At 65.5% G+C, this 15538-nt stretch carries 17 protein-coding genes and 1 pseudogene; 13 read left to right on the top strand and 5 right to left on the bottom strand.

Annotation, left to right across the window (positions count from 1 at the left end; translation table 11 throughout):
- Positions 1–49: 49 nt before the first annotated feature.
- From ACN2C8_RS06190 to ACN2C8_RS06150, 9 genes are all read left to right on the top strand, one after another.
- A complete protein-coding gene (locus ACN2C8_RS06190; protein ID WP_419254961.1) occupies positions 50–583 on the top strand; it encodes an NADPH-dependent FMN reductase in 534 nt (177 codons plus the stop codon).
- A gap of 250 nt (positions 584–833) precedes the next feature.
- Positions 834–2036, top strand: a complete 1203-nt coding sequence (locus ACN2C8_RS06185) for a pyridoxal phosphate-dependent aminotransferase (protein WP_419254960.1) — start codon at positions 834–836, stop codon at positions 2034–2036.
- Between the two features lie 104 nt (positions 2037–2140).
- A complete protein-coding gene (locus tag ACN2C8_RS06180) occupies positions 2141–2287 on the top strand; it encodes a hypothetical protein (protein ID WP_419254959.1) in 147 nt (48 codons plus the stop codon).
- A gap of 9 nt (positions 2288–2296) precedes the next feature.
- The gene (locus tag ACN2C8_RS06175; protein WP_419254958.1) at positions 2297–2557 is read left to right on the top strand and encodes a hypothetical protein; all 261 of its coding nucleotides are present in this window, start codon (positions 2297–2299) and stop codon (positions 2555–2557) included.
- A gap of 424 nt (positions 2558–2981) precedes the next feature.
- A complete protein-coding gene (locus ACN2C8_RS06170; RefSeq protein WP_419262235.1) occupies positions 2982–3974 on the top strand; it encodes a sensor histidine kinase in 993 nt (330 codons plus the stop codon).
- A 79-nt stretch (positions 3975–4053) separates the two neighbouring features.
- Positions 4054–4635: a carboxymuconolactone decarboxylase family protein gene (locus tag ACN2C8_RS06165; protein WP_419254956.1), complete on the top strand. Its 582-nt coding sequence runs from the start codon at positions 4054–4056 to the stop codon at positions 4633–4635.
- A gap of 62 nt (positions 4636–4697) precedes the next feature.
- A complete protein-coding gene (locus ACN2C8_RS06160; protein ID WP_419254955.1) occupies positions 4698–5285 on the top strand; it encodes a glutathione S-transferase family protein in 588 nt (195 codons plus the stop codon).
- Positions 5282–6226, top strand: a complete 945-nt coding sequence (locus ACN2C8_RS06155; RefSeq protein WP_419254954.1) for a DUF6807 family protein — start codon at positions 5282–5284, stop codon at positions 6224–6226. Before ACN2C8_RS06160 ends, ACN2C8_RS06155 begins: the two co-directional genes overlap by 4 nt.
- A 2-nt stretch (positions 6227–6228) precedes the next feature.
- Positions 6229–6405: a DUF4169 family protein gene (locus ACN2C8_RS06150; protein WP_419254953.1), complete on the top strand. Its 177-nt coding sequence runs from the start codon at positions 6229–6231 to the stop codon at positions 6403–6405.
- Between the two features lie 9 nt (positions 6406–6414).
- On the opposite strand, the gene ACN2C8_RS06145 is transcribed toward ACN2C8_RS06150, so the two are convergent.
- From ACN2C8_RS06145 to ACN2C8_RS06135, 3 genes are all read right to left on the bottom strand, one after another.
- Entirely contained in the window at positions 6415–7434 is a 1020-nt protein-coding gene (locus ACN2C8_RS06145) for a hypothetical protein (protein ID WP_419254952.1), read from the bottom strand.
- A 75-nt stretch (positions 7435–7509) separates the two neighbouring features.
- Entirely contained in the window at positions 7510–9027 is a 1518-nt protein-coding gene (locus ACN2C8_RS06140; RefSeq protein WP_419254951.1) for a tryptophan halogenase family protein, read from the bottom strand.
- Between the two features lie 41 nt (positions 9028–9068).
- Positions 9069–9857: a Coq4 family protein gene (locus tag ACN2C8_RS06135; RefSeq protein WP_419254950.1), complete on the bottom strand. Its 789-nt coding sequence runs from the start codon at positions 9855–9857 to the stop codon at positions 9069–9071.
- A 70-nt stretch (positions 9858–9927) separates the two neighbouring features.
- On the opposite strand from ACN2C8_RS06135, the gene ACN2C8_RS06130 reads away from it, so the two are divergent.
- Positions 9928–10146, top strand: coding sequence for a ribbon-helix-helix domain-containing protein (locus ACN2C8_RS06130; RefSeq protein WP_419254949.1), 219 nt, complete (start codon positions 9928–9930; stop codon positions 10144–10146).
- On the opposite strand, the gene ACN2C8_RS06125 is transcribed toward ACN2C8_RS06130, so the two are convergent.
- The gene (locus ACN2C8_RS06125; RefSeq protein WP_419254948.1) at positions 10130–11041 is read right to left on the bottom strand and encodes a hypothetical protein; all 912 of its coding nucleotides are present in this window, start codon (positions 11039–11041) and stop codon (positions 10130–10132) included. The genes ACN2C8_RS06130 and ACN2C8_RS06125 overlap by 17 nt on opposite strands.
- Before the next feature lie 158 nt (positions 11042–11199).
- Here ACN2C8_RS06125 and ACN2C8_RS06120 point away from each other — a divergent pair, with 158 nt between their 5' ends.
- Positions 11200–11499 carry a hypothetical protein gene (locus ACN2C8_RS06120; protein ID WP_419254947.1) on the top strand — a complete coding sequence of 100 codons (300 nt, stop codon included), beginning with the start codon at positions 11200–11202 and terminating at the stop codon, positions 11497–11499.
- 262 nt (positions 11500–11761) lie between these two features.
- Here the strand turns inward: ACN2C8_RS06120 and ACN2C8_RS06115 are convergent, their stop codons facing one another.
- Entirely contained in the window at positions 11762–11953 is a 192-nt protein-coding gene (locus ACN2C8_RS06115) for a hypothetical protein (RefSeq protein ID WP_419254946.1), read from the bottom strand.
- A gap of 109 nt (positions 11954–12062) precedes the next feature.
- Between ACN2C8_RS06115 and ACN2C8_RS06110 the strand changes: the two genes are divergently transcribed.
- Positions 12063–14453, top strand: coding sequence for an ATP-dependent helicase (locus tag ACN2C8_RS06110; RefSeq protein ID WP_419254945.1), 2391 nt, complete (start codon positions 12063–12065; stop codon positions 14451–14453).
- A 900-nt stretch (positions 14454–15353) separates the two neighbouring features.
- A pseudogene (locus tag ACN2C8_RS06105) lies at positions 15354–15431 on the top strand (hypothetical protein); the annotation flags it as partial.
- Between the last annotated feature and the right edge of the window lie 107 nt (positions 15432–15538).

The raw sequence follows: 15538 nt of genomic DNA, 5'->3' as shown, positions 1-15538 counted from the left end.
TGATCCTATCTCTTTCGCATCGCCAGCCTGGGCGATGCGAAGGCAGGACATGAACATTCTTGGCGTTTCCGGCAGCTTGCGCGCTGCCTCGTTCAACACCGCCCTGCTGCGCGCCGCGCAGGAGCTGGCGCCCGAGGGCGTCACCATCCAGATTTTCGGCCTGCACGACCTGCCGCTGTTCAACCAGGACGTCGAGGATGCGGGCGATCCCCCGGCGGTGACCGCCTGGAAGGACGCCATCCGTGCGTCCGACGCCCTGCTGCTGGCCTGCCCCGAATACAACGGCGGCGTCACCGGAGTGCTGAAGAACGCCATCGACTGGGCCTCGCGCGGCAAGCCCGCGCCCCTGACCGGCAAGATCTGCTGTCTGGTCGGAGCAAGCCCTGGCGCAACGGGAACCGTCCGCGCCCAGGACGCCCTGCGGCTGTCGCTGCGGCGCGCTGGAGCCGAGGCCGTTCCGCTGGGCGAGATCCTGGTCGGCCAGGCGCACACCAGGATCATCGACGGCGTTCTGACCGACGAAACCACACGAACCTATCTGGCCCGCCACCTGGCGACCTTCGCGGCGCGCCTGCAGCGCTAGCTGGCGAGTTTCGACAGGTCATAGTCGGGGCCAAAGTCCAGCCGGGGAAGCGGTCCAGAGCCCTATTCGTTGTCATTGATGGTAGCGCCACCTTCTACAGGAGAGCGATGCAAGACGCGGGCAGGCCACAGGCCTGTCGCCCAAAGGCCTCACCTGTCCCAAGAGCGCTCGCCCCGCGTTGCGCCGCAGCAAGCGGAGGCGTAAAGACCGCCGCAATCCTGAAAATCGGTTTCCCAGGGGAGTCCCAAGAATGTCGCTCGAGTCCGCCGCCCTGCGGCGCATCGCACCGTCGGCCACTATCGCCATCAGCGCCAAGGCGCGCGCTCTGAAGGCTGCCGGTCGTGACATCATCGCCCTGTCGGCGGGCGAACCGGACTTCGACACCCCGGACAATATCAAGGAAGCCGGCATCGCGGCGATCCGCGCCGGCAAGACCAAGTACACTGACCCCGATGGCATGCCCGAGCTGAAGGCGGCGATCTGCGCCAAGTTCAAGCGCGAGAACGGCCTCGACTACAAGCCCAGCCAGGTCCACGTGGCCCCCGGCGGCAAGCCGGTGATCTACAACGCTCTGGTCGCCACCCTGAACCCGGGCGACGAGGTGATCATCCCGGCGCCCTACTGGGTGTCCTACCCCGACATGGTGCTGCTGGCCGGCGGCACGCCCGTGCCGATCGAGACGACAGCCCAGAGCGGCTTCAAGCTCACGCCCGAAGCCCTCGAAAAGGTCATCACGCCCCGGTCGAAGTGGCTGATCATCAACAGCCCGTCCAACCCCTCGGGCGGCGCCTATACCCGCGCCGAACTGCAGGCCATCGCCGACGTGCTGCTCAAGCACCCCCAGGTCTGGGTGCTGACGGACGACATGTACGAGCACCTGGTGTTCGACGACTTTGAGTTCACCACCATCGCCCAGGTCGAGCCCAGGCTCTACGACCGGACCCTGACGATGAACGGCGTCTCCAAGGCCTATGCCATGACCGGCTGGCGGATCGGCTACGCCGCCGGCCCAGAGCCGCTGATCAAGGCCATGGCCAAGATGATCAGCCAGACCACCTCCAACCCGTCGTCCATCTCGCAATGGGCGGCGCTGGAGGCGTTGAACGGCACACAGGACTTCATCAAGCCCAACGCCAAGCTATTCCAGGAGCGCCGCGACCTGGTGGTCTCGATGCTGAACCAGGCCACCGGCATCCACTGCCCGACACCCGAAGGCGCATTCTACGTCTATCCGTCCTGCGCCGGCCTGATCGGCAAGATCGCGCCCAGCGGCAAGACCATTGAAAGCGATGAGGATTTCGCCGTCGAATTGCTGGAAACCGAGGGCGTCGCCGTGGTCCATGGCGCGGCTTTCGGCCTCTCGCCGTTCTTCCGGATCAGCTACGCCACCAGCAATGATGTCCTGGAAGACGCCTGCTCGCGGATCCAGCGCTTCTGCGGCAACGTTAAGTAGATCGACAGATTCCTCCCCTTCGGGGGAGGATTCCACTGCGCATCGCGCACAAAGCGCGCTAGGGGTCTCGCCCGTCGCGCTTCCAGCGACCAAGGAGGTCTTGAATGGCGCGTACCCCCAACTATTCCTTCGAACGTCAGGAACGCGAGCGCGCCAAGGCTCGCAAGGCCGCCGAGAAGGCCGCTGAAAAGGCCGCCGCCAAGCAGGCGCAAAATCCCGAGGGCGATCAGCCCCCGTCCGACGACCAGTAAAGACCCTTCATGCCCACCCTGACGATGTACAACCACGAGACCGTCGCCCTTGATGGCGAGGTCTTTTCGGACTGCGAGTTTCGCGGTTGCCGCCTCGTCTATTCCGGTGGTGTAGCCCCGACTTTCGACGGCTGCCGCTTCGACGAGTGCGAGTGGAAGTTCGACGATGCCGCCGAACGCACCCTGGCCCACCTGAAGGTGGTCTGGAACAACGGCGGCAAGGGTCCGGTCCAGGCGCTGATCAAGGAAATCACCGGCGGCGGGCGCTAGCTCTTAGAGCCTTCGGCGAACTGGCGAGTTCAGGTCGTGCAAGACTGCGCGATTGAAGCGAGCCGATGCGAAGCGCCAGGGACGGCCTCGGCGAGGCCGTGTGCGTGGAACGACAAGCGGCTCAATCCTAGATACCGGCCCTGCGGGCGGATCTGGCCGCAATGGCAGAGACTTGGCGACACGTGGCACTGCCGGCGCCTTGGCAAGATCGCTGCACTTTCGCCGAACCAAGCAATTGACGACAGCCGCTCGCAAAGCGCGTAGACTTTCTCCATCGGCATCCATCCGCTGCCGTCCGCGCCAAAGTCGCCGCGTCGAGGATCGGATATAAATCCCGCCGATGACGCGAACGATACACGAAATTGAAGACGCTCAAACTCTAGCTCAGGCGATCGTCGATACGATTCACGAGCCTCTTCTGGTCTTGGATGCAAGATTCACTGTTCGGGCGGCTAGCCGTTCCTTTTACGAAATCTTCCAGGTCGATCCGCAGCACACGATAGGCTGCCTGCTCTATGCCTTGGGCGACGGCCAGTGGGATATCCCGGCCCTTCGCGTCCTGCTCGAGACGATAATCCCCGAACATACGGCGATGGACGGTTTCGAGGTTGATCACGACTTTCCGGGTCTGGGTCGTCGCACGATGCTGCTGAACGCCCGCAATGTTCTCTACGCGACCAGTTCCAGCTCCACGATCCTGCTGGCCTTCACCGACATCACAGCCCGCCGCCTGGTCGAGCGGGAAAGGCAAGACCTGCTCGAACGCACAGAGGAGCTTCTGCGCCAAAAGCAGATGCTGCTGCAGGAAATGCAGCACCGTGTGGCCAACAGCCTGCAGATCATCGCCAGCATCCTGATGCTCAAGGCTCGGGCCGTGACCTCCGAAGAAACCCGCTTCCATCTCAAGGACGCCCACCAAAGGGTCATCTCGGTCGCCGAGGTGCAGTCGCATCTGCACGCCTCGGGCGGCGTCGACCAGATTGAGGTTGGCCCCTATCTCACCAAGCTGTGCGCCAGCCTGGCCGCGTCGATGGTCAGCGAGGACCATCCGATCACCCTGAAGGTCTTCGCCGACCACGGCCTTATCGGATCCGACAAGGCTGTGAGTATTGGCCTGATCGTCACCGAGCTGGTCATCAATGCCATCAGATACGCCTTCCCGATCGCCCGGAAGGACGCCCTGATCAATGTCACCTTCTCCAGCCAAGCGGGAGACTGGGAATTGAGCGTGGTCGACAATGGCGTTGGCGCGGCGGAGGGCTCTTCGTCCGCCAAGCATGGCGGCCTGGGAACGGTCATCGTACAGGCCCTGGTCAAGCAGCTTGAGGGGCAGATGACGGTCGACGCATCGGCTGGCATGAGTGTGTCGATCAAGAGAAACCGCCCGCTTCCCCCCTTGCTGGACAGCGCGGCTTAACAGCCATTTGACCCTGGGCCTGTCATGAAGTGATGCTGGGGTCGGCGCGGCGCCAGACCGCGCGAGCGGGAGGCGCGTGATGAGATTGAACCAACCCAGGGTCCACCCCCTGCCCAATGACGGGCAGACGCCCGAACAAGCCGAAATCCTGGCATCCCTGGGCGGCGGCGGGGTGATCCCGGCCGGGCCCGTCCTGAACATCTTCCGCACCATGGCGCATGCCCCCCGCGCGCTGAAGGCCTTCCTGACCTGGGGCAACTACATCCTTTCGAAGAGGAACGATCTGCCCGCGCGGGAACGCGAGATCATCATCCTGCGCACGGGCTTTCTGTGCCGGAGCGGTTACGAGTGGACCCAGCATGTTGAGATCGGCCTGCGCTGCGGCCTGACACCCGATGAGATCGTCAAACTCAAGGCTGGTCCTGACGCCGGCTGGAGTCCCGCCGACGCGGCGTTGATCCGCGCAGCCGACGAACTCAACGCCGACCACTTCATCAGCGACGCGACCTGGGCCGCTGTGCTGACCCACTTCAGCGAGAAACAGGCGATGGACGTGGTCTTCACCGCCGGCCAATACACGCAGGTCAGCATGATCCTGAACACCTTCGGGGTTCAACTGGACCCGGGCCAGACCCTCGATCCCGACCTGCGGAAGACATAAACCGGGGGCTTGCCCCTCCATTTTGTTCCGGTTACGTTCGCGCCAGGATAGCGGAGACGACGATGCTCACCCTGTTTCACGCCCCTCGCTCGCGATCGACGCGCTTCCTCTGGCTGCTGGAAGAACTCGGCGCGACCTACGAGGTCAAAACCGTCGACATCTATCGCGCGACGACCAAGACGGGCGCTCGAGACCCGGCCAATCCGCATCCCCATGGCCAGGTACCGGCCCTGCTGGATGACGGCGTACTGATCACCGAATCCGCCGCCATCGCGCTCTATCTGACCGACAAGTTCCCCGCCAACGGTCTGGGCCCCCAGGTGGGCGACCCCTTGCGCGGCCCCTATCTCGGCTGGCTGGCCTATTATGCCGGCGTGCTTGAGCCTGGAGTCGTCAATCTGTGGAAGCAGCGGCAGGACGACGAGGACAAGGCGACCTATCAGGCGCTGGACGATCGGCTGCGGACCACCCTGGAAAAGTCGCCCTGGCTGCTGGGCGACGACTTCTCGGCGGCCGACATGCTGTTTATCAGTCTGTTGCAGTTCGCCCGCCAGATGCTGCCGCCGCACGCGGTCTATGACGACTGGCTGGCGCGCGCCAATGCCCGCCCCGCCCTGGCGCGCGCCCTTGCCAAGGACGACAGCCAATGATCCGCCGCTCGCCGATCCTCGCCCTGGCCGCCCTGCTGGCCCTGTCAACGCCGGCGGCCATGGCGCACGCCGACCCCGCGATCGGCGCCCGGGTCGACGCTGTGCTGTCGGACGATGCGGTGACCCTCACCGAAGCCGGCAAGACCGTACTGGTCTACCGAACCAAGCCCTTGGATCCGGCCGCCGAGCCGGGCCGACTGAACTATGTGCATCCGCTGTACGCGCCGGACGGCACGGTCCTGACCGAGGACAAGCCGGCCGATCATCTGCATCAGCGTGGCGTCTTCTGGAGCTGGCATCAGGTGCTGGTGAACGGAAAGCTTGTGGCCGACGGCTGGTTCATGAAGGGCCTGACCTTCCACGTGCGGGAAAAGCGCTTCAAGGGCGACGCCCAGGGCGGCGGAACCCTGACCGTCAACGCCGACTGGATCGTCACGTCCGGTCCGGAACTGGACTATGTGGCGCGAGAAACGACGAAGGTTAGGGTTTATCCGCTGAAGGACGGCGCACGGCGCATCGACTTCGACACCCTGATCACCGCGCGGGTCGACGCCCTGGGCCTGGGCGGCAGCGACGACGCCAAGGGCTATGGCGGCTTTTCCCTGCGGCTGGTGCGCCCCGACAGACTGACCTTCGCCTCGGGCGGCAAGACCGTCACGCCAACGGATACGGCCCTTGATGCAGGCGCCTCCATGGGCTTTGCCTGGCCCAAAGAGGCCGGCTCTCCGGCCTGGACCGTAGGCCTGACCTGCAAGGCCAATGAGCAGCCGATCAAGCGCTGGATCCTGCGCAAGTCCCTGTCGATGCAGAACTGCGTCTTCCCTGGCCGCGCGCCGTTCGTGCTCAAGAAAGACGAAACCCTGCGCCTCCGCGAGACCCTGATCATCCGGCCCGCCACGCCGGCAGCCGGCCCGTCTGCGCCAAAGACCGCAAAGCCCTGACCATGGCCGAGATCCTCAATCTGAACCGGGCGCGCAAGGCCAAGGCGAAAGTCGAAGACAAGGCCCGTGCCGCCGAGAACCGCGCCAGGTTCGGCCGCGCCAAGGCCGACAAGGCGCTCGACGCCGCCCGCGCCGACAAGCTGCGCCGCGAGCTCGACGGCGCAAAACGCGACGAGTGACTCGGGTTCCTACTTGTGGATGTGGTTGATCGCCGTTGAGCGCGGATAGGTCGCCAGGAACCGCTCGGCAACAAAGTGCAGGATGACATCTGGTTGTTCGCGATCGATCAGATCGCCGATGACGTCACCTTCGTGCCAGACGAATACCGAGCGCGAGAAGTGCTGCGCCAGCAATTCGATGCTGAGGGTCGCCGTGGAATCGCGGAAGACCAGCGCCTTGGGCAGGCTCTTGTCATCCTGCTCCATGATGATCGTTTCGCGCCCGCCGCCGCCGGGGATGAAGCCCTCGGGCGTCGGAACCTGACGGGCGCGTTTTCTGGCTTCCGGCAGGGTGTGGGAGATCACCAGCTCCAGCATGTTGCCGACCCGTGCAAGGGAGGCGTCAACCTCGAACTCACCCTTCACCGCCTCGGGCAACTGGATCAGCACATCGCCCTCCATGCCCGCGATGAAATGCTGGAGATGGTTGAAGGTCAGCGGCGGCCCCACCGGCGCGCCGCGCGCCTGCAGCGCCAGGATCGCCTCGCGATAGACATGGTAGGCGCCCATCCAGTTGACGTGGGTATCACCCCGGAAGAACAGCAGACCCAGGCGCTTCAGGGCGTCGAAACGGTCCGCCAGATAGTGCACGACATCGGGAGCCATCCTCGCCATGGCCCGGGCTGGCCTGTCGTCGCACGGCGTCACCGCGTCGAGGCCAGCGGGCAGGTACTCGCGATAGACGACGCTTTTTTCCGGGCAGATGAACATCTGATAGTAACGCCCCGCCAGGAGCCCGGCGCGTTCGCTCAGGATTTTCTGGACGGCGGCCTGCTCGCCGTCCGACCAGCGCTTTAGACCAAGGTGCCAGCTCAAGAAGTCGTTGGTGTCATTGATCAGGAAGACCCAGCCGCCGCGCGCGGCGAGGCCCTTCGCGCCGTTCTGGATCGCCTTGAGGCCGGCCAGGACTTCGGAAACGGCCTCAAGAGGGTCGTCCTTGGGCGGTGGCGCGGCTTCAGGCTGTTTTCGACCACCAAACTGAAATCGCATAAGCCCGTCACTCCAGAGCGCGGGAGCTAGTCGTTGAGCCCCGCAAGATCAATGCGCGGAGCTGCTCCCCAGCTCTCAAGCCTCGACCACATCCAGCATATTATGCTCGGCCAGGAAAGCGTCGTGCTCAGGCATGGCGTCGACCAACTGGGTTATCTGCCGCTGGATCAGCGCGAAACTGGCTGCGGTCTCCCGCGCATCGGCGCGATCGGCGAGCGGGTTGTGGCCTCGGGGGGAAATCCCTTGGCCCAGCATCACAGCCAGCCATGAACTCTGGGAGAACAGCTCGTCGGGTCGCGAAAGCAGCATCCCGCGATCCCGGAAGATGGCGACGCGCTCTGCAAGGCTATCAGGGATGGGCATGGTGGCGACGTATTCCCAGAACGCCGAGTCCCGCCGGGTGGTCGCGTGATAATGCAGGATGATGAAATCCCGCACGACCTGCGCCTCGTCGCGCACCCGGTTGTTGTAGGTCTCGATATTGACCGGGCTGAAATCTCGGTCCGGAAAATGCTGCAACAGCTTCACCAGCCCTGAGTGAACCATGTGGATACTGGTCGACTCCAGCGGCTCCAGAAAGCCGCTGGCCAGGCCCAGGGCCACCACGTTGCGGCTCCAGGCCTTGCGCCGGCGTCCTGTCACGAAGCGCAGATGCCTCGGGTCGGCGAGCGGCGCGCCGTCGAGGTTGTCGAGCAGGGTCCGGGTGGCGATCTCCTCGGTGGTGAAGCGGCTGGAGAACACATAGCCGTTGCCCGTGCGGTGCTGCAGCGGGATGCGCCACTGCCAGCCGGCCTCGCGAGCGGTCGAGGTTGTGTAGGGGGTGATCGGTCCCACCCGCTGGCACGGAACCGCCACGGCGCGGTCCACGGGCAGCCAGTGGCTCCAGTCGTCATAGCCGGCCTTCAGCGCGCCCTCGATCAACAGGCCGCGAAAGCCCGTGCAGTCGATGAAGAGGTCGGCGGCCACCTGCTGGCCATCCTTGAGGGTCAGACTTTCGACAAAGCCGTCGTCGCCGCGCAGGGTGACGTCGACCACGTCGCCCTCGATCCGCTTGACGCCCATCTGCTCGCTGAAGCGGCGAAGGTGGCGTCCATAGAGGATCGCGTCGAAATGATAGGCCGAGGTGAAGCGCGCCAGCGGCGAGGCCGGATCGGCGGTCGGCGCGGCGACATGCCCGCGGCGGGCGGCCTGTTCGCAAATCGAATAGGCTCCGATGTCTTCGGCAAGACCCTTCTCGCGCAGCATCAGGTAGAGCTGGTGGAAATCGCCCAACTCGGCGCTGGGGCCAAAGACGCCGAACGGATGGAGATAACGGCTCTGCGCGCCGCCCCAGCCGACAAACTCGATGCCCAGTTTCAGGCTGGCCTTGGTTTGCCGCATGAAGGCGGCTTCCTTGAGGCCAATCAGGGCGTTGAACTGCCGGATGGCGGGAATGGTCGCCTCGCCGACGCCGACAATGCCGATCTCGGCCGACTCGATCAGCTGTATCGAACAGTCCCTGCCCAGGGCCGAGCGCAAGGCCGCAGCGGCCATCCAGCCCGCAGTGCCGCCGCCGACAATCACGATCGACCTGATGGCCCGCTCAGCCGGCATCCTGAACTCCCCCGGGCTGTCCCCGCCCGTTCCTGGAAGCCCTATGCCATGGCCGGGACAGCGAGGCGATCACGGCGTTCAGCCGGAATAGCGCGGTACAGGGTGTTGGGCCTGATCGCCAGGCTTTCGCGGGCCTCCTCCAGCGACATGGCGAACAGCGCGGGATAGTCGACCGCCGGCAGCCAGGCGGCCGCCTTGCCATTGCGCCAGGCCTCACGGACGGCGGCTGCGTAGGGCTCACCATTTCGGGCGCGGCCAAATTGCTGCACCCCGGCCAGGGCGATGGCGGCAAAGCCCAGACTGCGTGTCTGGGAATAGGAGAAGGCGACCACGCAGACCTCGCCCAGAGCATCCGTGCCGTAGCCGGTCAGGACGTGCCAGACATCGTGGACATCGCGCATGCGCCGGCCATACCAGGCCAAGGGGTGGGGCGCGTCGACATTGGCGTCGGGAATCTTGCGGCTCTCCTCGGCCAGGCCCTCGGCTGAAAGGCCGCGCGGCGCGATGAAGTCGCGATAGGCCGCGCCGACCGTGCCTGGCCCAAAGCTGGCCAGCCAGGCTGCGTCGGACAGAAGGACGGAGAACTCTTCGCGCTCATAGGCAATGCGCCCGCCCTCTGGCGTCGATATCAGCCGGCGATAGCCATTGGGGATCGCCTTGCCGGCGAGGGCCCGCATGATCTCGAACACCTGGACGGTGTCCTCCTTGTCAGCGATCAGACGGCGAAGGGCCTTCAAGGCCCGCATCGGCTGCAGCCGGAAGGCGTCGCGGCCCGCTTGAGCGAGTCTCGGCTTGGCAGAACTTTCAAAGACTTGCGTGGCGGCGTTCATAGGGCATGCTCCGGCGGACCTAGTGAAGGTGGCATGCCGTCACCTTTTATCAAGAGCCATATCGCCAGCCATGGGCAGTCTCAAGAAGCGGTCGGTGAATCTGGCCGGTCACGCCACGTCCCTGGCGCTGGAACCAGAGTTCTGGAGCGTGCTTGAAAGCGCGGCTGCTCTGGACGGGCTGAGCCTCGCGGCGTTGATCCAGAAGATCGATACAGGCCGAGGCGAGAGACCGCTCGCCTCGGCCTGCCGGGTCTTCGCCCTGAGCCAGGCCCTTAGAGCGGGGGGGTAGGGTCAAAGGCTCTGACCTGACTATCCAGACTGCTCCCCCTGGCCATCGACTGGCCGAAATACATCCGCAACAATCCACCCAGGCCGAAGGCTGCCGGGTCGGCCTCGCGAGTCAAATGGGATCGAACGGCGTCGGGGATTGACCCTTCAGGGGCCAGCGGCGTGCCTTGCGCGGCAATCAGGGCTTCGTAGCGCCGCACATCGGCTGCGGCGGCCCCGGACGGGTCTTCAAGTCGATCCAGCAGACAGGTCGAAGCCACCGGCGAGCCGCCCGCATCCCGCAAGCAGGCCAGGGTCAGGCCATCCAGCACCTGGGCCTTCTGACGCGCGACGCCGTTGAAGACGCTGAACAGCAGGGCGCCCTGCGCCCGATCGACCGCCAGACTGAACAGCTGGTTCTGCAGCAACAGCGCCTGACCCTCATAATTCACACCTTCGACCCCCGTCCGGAACGACAACAAGCCGTTGTCCGCGCGCTGGATCAGCAGGTGATCGTGCAGGAATCGTCCCGGCAGGTCGCTGGACGGCCGGGTCGAGCGCCAGATGCCTTCATAGGCTGAGCCGCGCGTGGCGGTTCCCTGTCGGGCTTCATGGATGATTTCGGGGGGCAGCCACTCGATGAACCCTCCGGCCGGAGCAGCGGGCGGCTCGATCCCCAGCGCGGCAGCCAGCGCGACAAGGTCCTTGTCCCAATCCAGCAGGGTAAAGCCTGGCCTGAGTTCGGCGATCAGGGCGGTCACCCGGGTCAGATTGTGCGCCGAGGGCGTCACCTTTCCGGCCACCCAGCGGCCGACCAGGGACTTGTCGACAGCCAACTCGGCCGCCATCCGGCCGCGGCTCATCGACAAAGCCTTGAGCGCCAGTTCCAGCTTCGCCGCAAGACCGGGAACTTCCATCCTGGAACTGTGCCGTAGAGCCCTGCGGCATGCAACCCGGTGCATTTCGCGGCCCGGCCATGTCCGCCGCTGCAACTCATCGCACACCGTTATTCGAGGCCCTATGGCGCAAGGACAGCATCGCACCGAGCGCGCGCCTACAAACAAGGACATTATGGATGAAGAGCTTCATTTCCCTGGCTGCGGGCGTCGTCGCCTTGGGCCTTCTGGCCGGCGCTGCGCAAGCCGCGCCAGCCTACCTCAAGATTGAAGGCGTCAAGGGCGAGGCCGGCGTGGCCGTCGCGACGGGCGACATCAAGGGCGGCAAGACCAAGCCCCGCGCGAAGTCGGGAGATCACAAGGATGAGATCCCGATCGAGGCCGCCCGCAAAACGGCTAGGGCCGACGCCAGAGTGCAGGCTCCCACGGGCACAAGCGGAGCCCTTTTGGTGCCCGCGATCCAGAAGGCCCGGCCTTAACAATAGCCCAGTCGACCCCGAAATCCGGGCTGCTGCCAGCCTCACCCTGGCCGGGGCGAGGTTGGCAGCGGCGGCGGTTGAGGATCGGGCATGGCGCGGGACGGGGCGGCGGGTGTCCGGAATCCCAGATCCGACGGGACCCTCGCCGTCCCGCCGAGGCGCCAGGCCATCCACAAGGTCAGGACCACCACCACGGCCGCCAGCGCGGCCAGCCAAGCGGCACGACTTCCGTGATCCGAATGAGCGTGCTTCATGGCTGCCCTCAATTGCCCGGCAGCTTGGGCGCGTCCGGGAGCTGGGGCGCCGAGGCCGAGATATTGACGTCCACAGACTTCTTCTGGCTGAAGCCGCCGGAGTACACGACGAAGGCGATGATCGCGACGATCACCACCAGTCCTCCGACGATGAATGCCAAGCCACCGTTGCCGCTGCTGCTGCTCGTGCCTTCGGCCATGTGAGCCTCCCGTGATTGATGTGTCTGATCAACGGCCCTCAAGGCCGCAGGTTCCGCAATCGCCGCCGTAGGGGCTTAAGCCCGCCACGGTCTGTGCTACATATGTTCCATGTCTTCAGACTTCGACTCGGCCTTTCCCGGCGACCTCCCCTCCCCGCGCATCTCCGACCTGGCCCGCCCCCGCGGCCCCGGCGGCGACCCCGGCTATCTGGAGGGGCTGAACCCCGAGCAGCGGGCGGCGGTCGAGACAACGGAGGGCCCTGTGCTGGTCCTGGCCGGGGCCGGCACGGGCAAGACGCGGGTTCTGACCACGCGTCTTGCCCACATCCTGACGACCGGCCGCGCCCGTCCGTGGGAGCTGCTGGCCGTCACCTTCACCAACAAGGCCGCGCGCGAGATGCGCGAGCGGATCACCCACATCATCGGGGCCGAGGCCGAGGGCCTGCGCTGGCTGGGCACCTTCCACTCGGTGGCCGCCCAGATCCTGCGCCGCCATGCCGAGCTGGTGGGCCTGAAGTCCAGCTATACGATCATCGACAATGACGATCAGGAGCGCCTGCTCAAACAACTGATCGAGGCCGAGAACATCGACGCCAAGCGCTGGACGCCCAAGATCATGGCGGGGATGATCGACAACTGGAAGAACAAGGGCTGGACGCCCGATCGCGTGCCGCCGGCCGAGGGCGGCGAGTTCGCCAATGGCAAGGGCGTCACCCTCTATCGTCAGTACCAGGAGCGGCTGCGCATCCTCAATGCCTGCGATTTCGGCGATCTGCTGCTGCACAACATCACCATCCTGACCAGCCATCCCGACGTGCTGACCGACTATCAGACGCGCTTCAAATACGTGATGGTCGACGAGTATCAGGATACCAACATCGCCCAGTATCTGTGGCTGCGCCTGCTGGCCCAAGGCCGGCAGAACGTCTGCTGCGTGGGCGATGACGACCAGTCGATCTATGGCTGGCGCGGGGCCGAGGTCGACAACATCCTGCGCTTCGAGCGCGACTTCCCGGGCGCCAAGGTCGTCCGGCTGGAGCGGAATTATCGGTCTACGGAGCATATTCTGGCCGCCGCATCCGGCCTGATCACCGCCAACAAGGACCGCCTGGGCAAGACCCTGTGGACCCAGGCAATGGGCGGCGAAAAGGTCAAGGTCAGCGGCGTCTGGGACGGCGAGGCCGAAAGCCGGATGGTCGCCGACGAAATCGAGAAGGCCAAACGGGCCGGCCGCAAATACAGCCACATGGCCATTCTGGTGCGGGCATCGTTCCAGATGCGGTCCTTCGAAGAGCGCTTCGTGATGCTGCAGATCCCCTACAAGGTGGTCGGCGGCCCGCGCTTCTTCGAACGGGCCGAAATCCGCGACGCCCACGCCTATCTGCGCCTGATCCAGTCGCCCGACGATGATCTGGCCTTCGAGCGCATCGTCAACACGCCCAAGCGCGGCATTGGCGACACGAGCGTCCAGAAGCTGCTGCACATCGCCCGGGCCGAGAGCCTGCCGGCGGTCGAGGCGGCCCGGGCCCTGGTCTCCACCGACGAACTGCCGGCCCGCACCCGCACCGCGCTGTCCAACTTCCTGCGCGACCTGGATCGCTGGCGGGCTCTGGCCGCGACGACCCCGCACCAGCGGGTTCTCGAGGCTGTGCTGGAAGAGAGCGGCTATACCGACGCCCTGCGCATCGACAAGGGACCCACCAGCCAGACGCGGCTGGAGAACCTCAAGGAGCTCGTCCAGTCGATGAGCGCCTTCGACACCCTGGAAAGCTATCTGGAGCACGTGTCGCTGGTCATGGACCTGGACAAGGGCGCCGGCGACGACGCGGTCTGGATCATGACCCTGCACTCGGCCAAGGGCCTGGAGTTTCCGCTGGTCTTCCTGCCCGGCTGGGAAGAAGGCGTCTTCCCCAGCCAGCGCAGCATGGACGACAAGGGCGCCAAGGGCCTCGAGGAAGAGCGGCGCCTGGCCTATGTCGGCATCACCCGGGCCCGTGAAGAGGCCCGGATCAGCTTCGTGGCCAACCGGCAGGTCTATGGCCGCTGGACCAGCCAACTGCCGTCGCGCTTCGTCGACGAACTGCCCTTGGCCCATGTCGAGGCGGCGTCCGAGACCGGCTACTATGGCGGCGGGCCGGGCATGCAGCAGACGGCGGCCTCGCGCTGGGACGACACGGGCGCCAGTTCGTCGTTCGGCGGCGCGGGCTATGCCAGCCCCGGCTGGAAGCGGGCCCAGGACCGCATGGCCGGCGGCGGCAATTCCTGGAGCAATCCCCGTACCGGCGGCTCGGGCGGGCGCTCGGCCCCGATCGAGGGCGAGGGCCGGCTGGTTGCGGTTTCCACCCCGTCCAAGGCCAGCGCCTATCAGCGCGGCGACCGGGTGTTCCACGTCAAGTTCGGCTACGGCCAGGTCTCGGCCGTCGAGGGCAACAAGCTTTCGGTCGCCTTCGACAAGGCCGGCGACAAGAAGGTCATCGACAGTTTCGTCGAGAAGGCGTGACACCGTCTTCTCCTCTGCTCCCTTCCCCCTTTGATGGGGGAAGGGTTGGGGATGGGGGTGAAAGACTGTCGGGGTGTGGCTCGGCCTGTGTGAAATCGGCCGGCGGGGTCACCCCCATCCCCGCCCTTCCCCCATCAAAGGGGGAAGGGAGAAGACATGAGGTCTCAGCCTCACGCGGCATCAGCCACTGAAGGGGTTGGGGAGGCGCGAAGCGGCCGGGACGAACCCGGATGACCGTGATGTGTGTTTTGCGTTTCGGCTCGACCTGTCCGCTTCGCAGAAGCTGTTCTTGCGTGAGGATCGGGCCAAGCGAGCGTCTTTCAGCTCTGATACCCAAGAGCCCCCGTACGGGCGCGCATTCCGACCTCTTGGCGAAGCCAAGAGGTCAAGTGCCTGATGCGCGTGACCGACGCCTTCGGCTGTCACACGTGTGATCGGCTAACCGTCTCGACGCCGACGATGCGCGATAGGCGGGTTTACGATCCCTCGCCCTCTTCGACCCGCGTTCACCCGGCCGACGAGCCACTCAGCGTTTGCGCCGTCCTTCTGAGACAGCCCGCACACCTCGACCCGCCTTCCAGGGCGTCGCGGCCCCGCTCAGCTCCATCCCCATCGCCGCTTTGGGCCGGTACCAGGCGCCCTCCCCCTGCGACGGGGACAGCTGTGATTATGCGGGAGGTTTCGGCGCGTCTGACGGGCGCGATCAACTATTTTTCAAGCGGTTGATTGGGCGGGCATTTGTTCTGGAAAGAACGGGGATTGAGCGCGGCCAATTCCCGTACGCCCAGCCCTCTCCCAGAGGGAGAGGGAGGGACCCACGCTTGCGTGGGAGGGTGAGGGGTTACACCGTCAGCCGTCCTGGCGCCCGAAGGCCCTGCCCTGTCCGGAAGGGCTTCGCAAACCCCTCATCCTCCCACCGCTACGCGGCGGGCCCCTCCTTCTCCCTCTGGGAGAAGGGTTCGATCTGGCCCCGCAGCCCTTCGCGCCGAAGGGAGCCATCCCTAAATCTCACGGCGAGACGATCACAGTTCTGTCCAGGAGATATCAGGATGAGCGGGACGCCGGGCGTCCGCTTGTCGAGTTCA

The sequence above is a fragment of the Caulobacter sp. ErkDOM-C genome, from assembly GCF_048541825.1.
GTDB lineage: Bacteria > Pseudomonadota > Alphaproteobacteria > Caulobacterales > Caulobacteraceae > Caulobacter.
This window is presented reverse-complemented; position numbering and strand designations above follow the sequence as displayed.

Excerpts from the sequence above, each read along its gene's own strand:
- ACN2C8_RS06190 (WP_419254961.1), top strand. The coding sequence starts at position 50 with ATGAACATTCTTGGCGTTTCCGGCAGCTTGCGCGCTGCCTCGTTCAAC.
- ACN2C8_RS06185 (WP_419254960.1), top strand. The coding sequence starts at position 834 with ATGTCGCTCGAGTCCGCCGCCCTGCGGCGCATCGCACCGTCGGCCACT.
- ACN2C8_RS06180 (WP_419254959.1), top strand. The coding sequence starts at position 2,141 with ATGGCGCGTACCCCCAACTATTCCTTCGAACGTCAGGAACGCGAGCGC.
- ACN2C8_RS06175 (WP_419254958.1), top strand. The coding sequence starts at position 2,297 with ATGCCCACCCTGACGATGTACAACCACGAGACCGTCGCCCTTGATGGC.
- ACN2C8_RS06165 (WP_419254956.1), top strand. The coding sequence starts at position 4,054 with ATGAGATTGAACCAACCCAGGGTCCACCCCCTGCCCAATGACGGGCAG.
- ACN2C8_RS06160 (WP_419254955.1), top strand. The coding sequence starts at position 4,698 with ATGCTCACCCTGTTTCACGCCCCTCGCTCGCGATCGACGCGCTTCCTC.
- ACN2C8_RS06155 (WP_419254954.1), top strand. The coding sequence starts at position 5,282 with ATGATCCGCCGCTCGCCGATCCTCGCCCTGGCCGCCCTGCTGGCCCTG.
- ACN2C8_RS06150 (WP_419254953.1), top strand. The coding sequence starts at position 6,229 with ATGGCCGAGATCCTCAATCTGAACCGGGCGCGCAAGGCCAAGGCGAAA.
- ACN2C8_RS06145 (WP_419254952.1), bottom strand. The coding sequence starts at position 7,434 with ATGCGATTTCAGTTTGGTGGTCGAAAACAGCCTGAAGCCGCGCCACCG.
- ACN2C8_RS06140 (WP_419254951.1), bottom strand. The coding sequence starts at position 9,027 with ATGCCGGCTGAGCGGGCCATCAGGTCGATCGTGATTGTCGGCGGCGGC.
- ACN2C8_RS06135 (WP_419254950.1), bottom strand. The coding sequence starts at position 9,857 with ATGAACGCCGCCACGCAAGTCTTTGAAAGTTCTGCCAAGCCGAGACTC.
- ACN2C8_RS06130 (WP_419254949.1), top strand. The coding sequence starts at position 9,928 with ATGGGCAGTCTCAAGAAGCGGTCGGTGAATCTGGCCGGTCACGCCACG.
- ACN2C8_RS06125 (WP_419254948.1), bottom strand. The coding sequence starts at position 11,041 with ATGGAAGTTCCCGGTCTTGCGGCGAAGCTGGAACTGGCGCTCAAGGCT.
- ACN2C8_RS06120 (WP_419254947.1), top strand. The coding sequence starts at position 11,200 with ATGAAGAGCTTCATTTCCCTGGCTGCGGGCGTCGTCGCCTTGGGCCTT.
- ACN2C8_RS06115 (WP_419254946.1), bottom strand. The coding sequence starts at position 11,953 with ATGGCCGAAGGCACGAGCAGCAGCAGCGGCAACGGTGGCTTGGCATTC.
- ACN2C8_RS06110 (WP_419254945.1), top strand. The coding sequence starts at position 12,063 with ATGTCTTCAGACTTCGACTCGGCCTTTCCCGGCGACCTCCCCTCCCCG.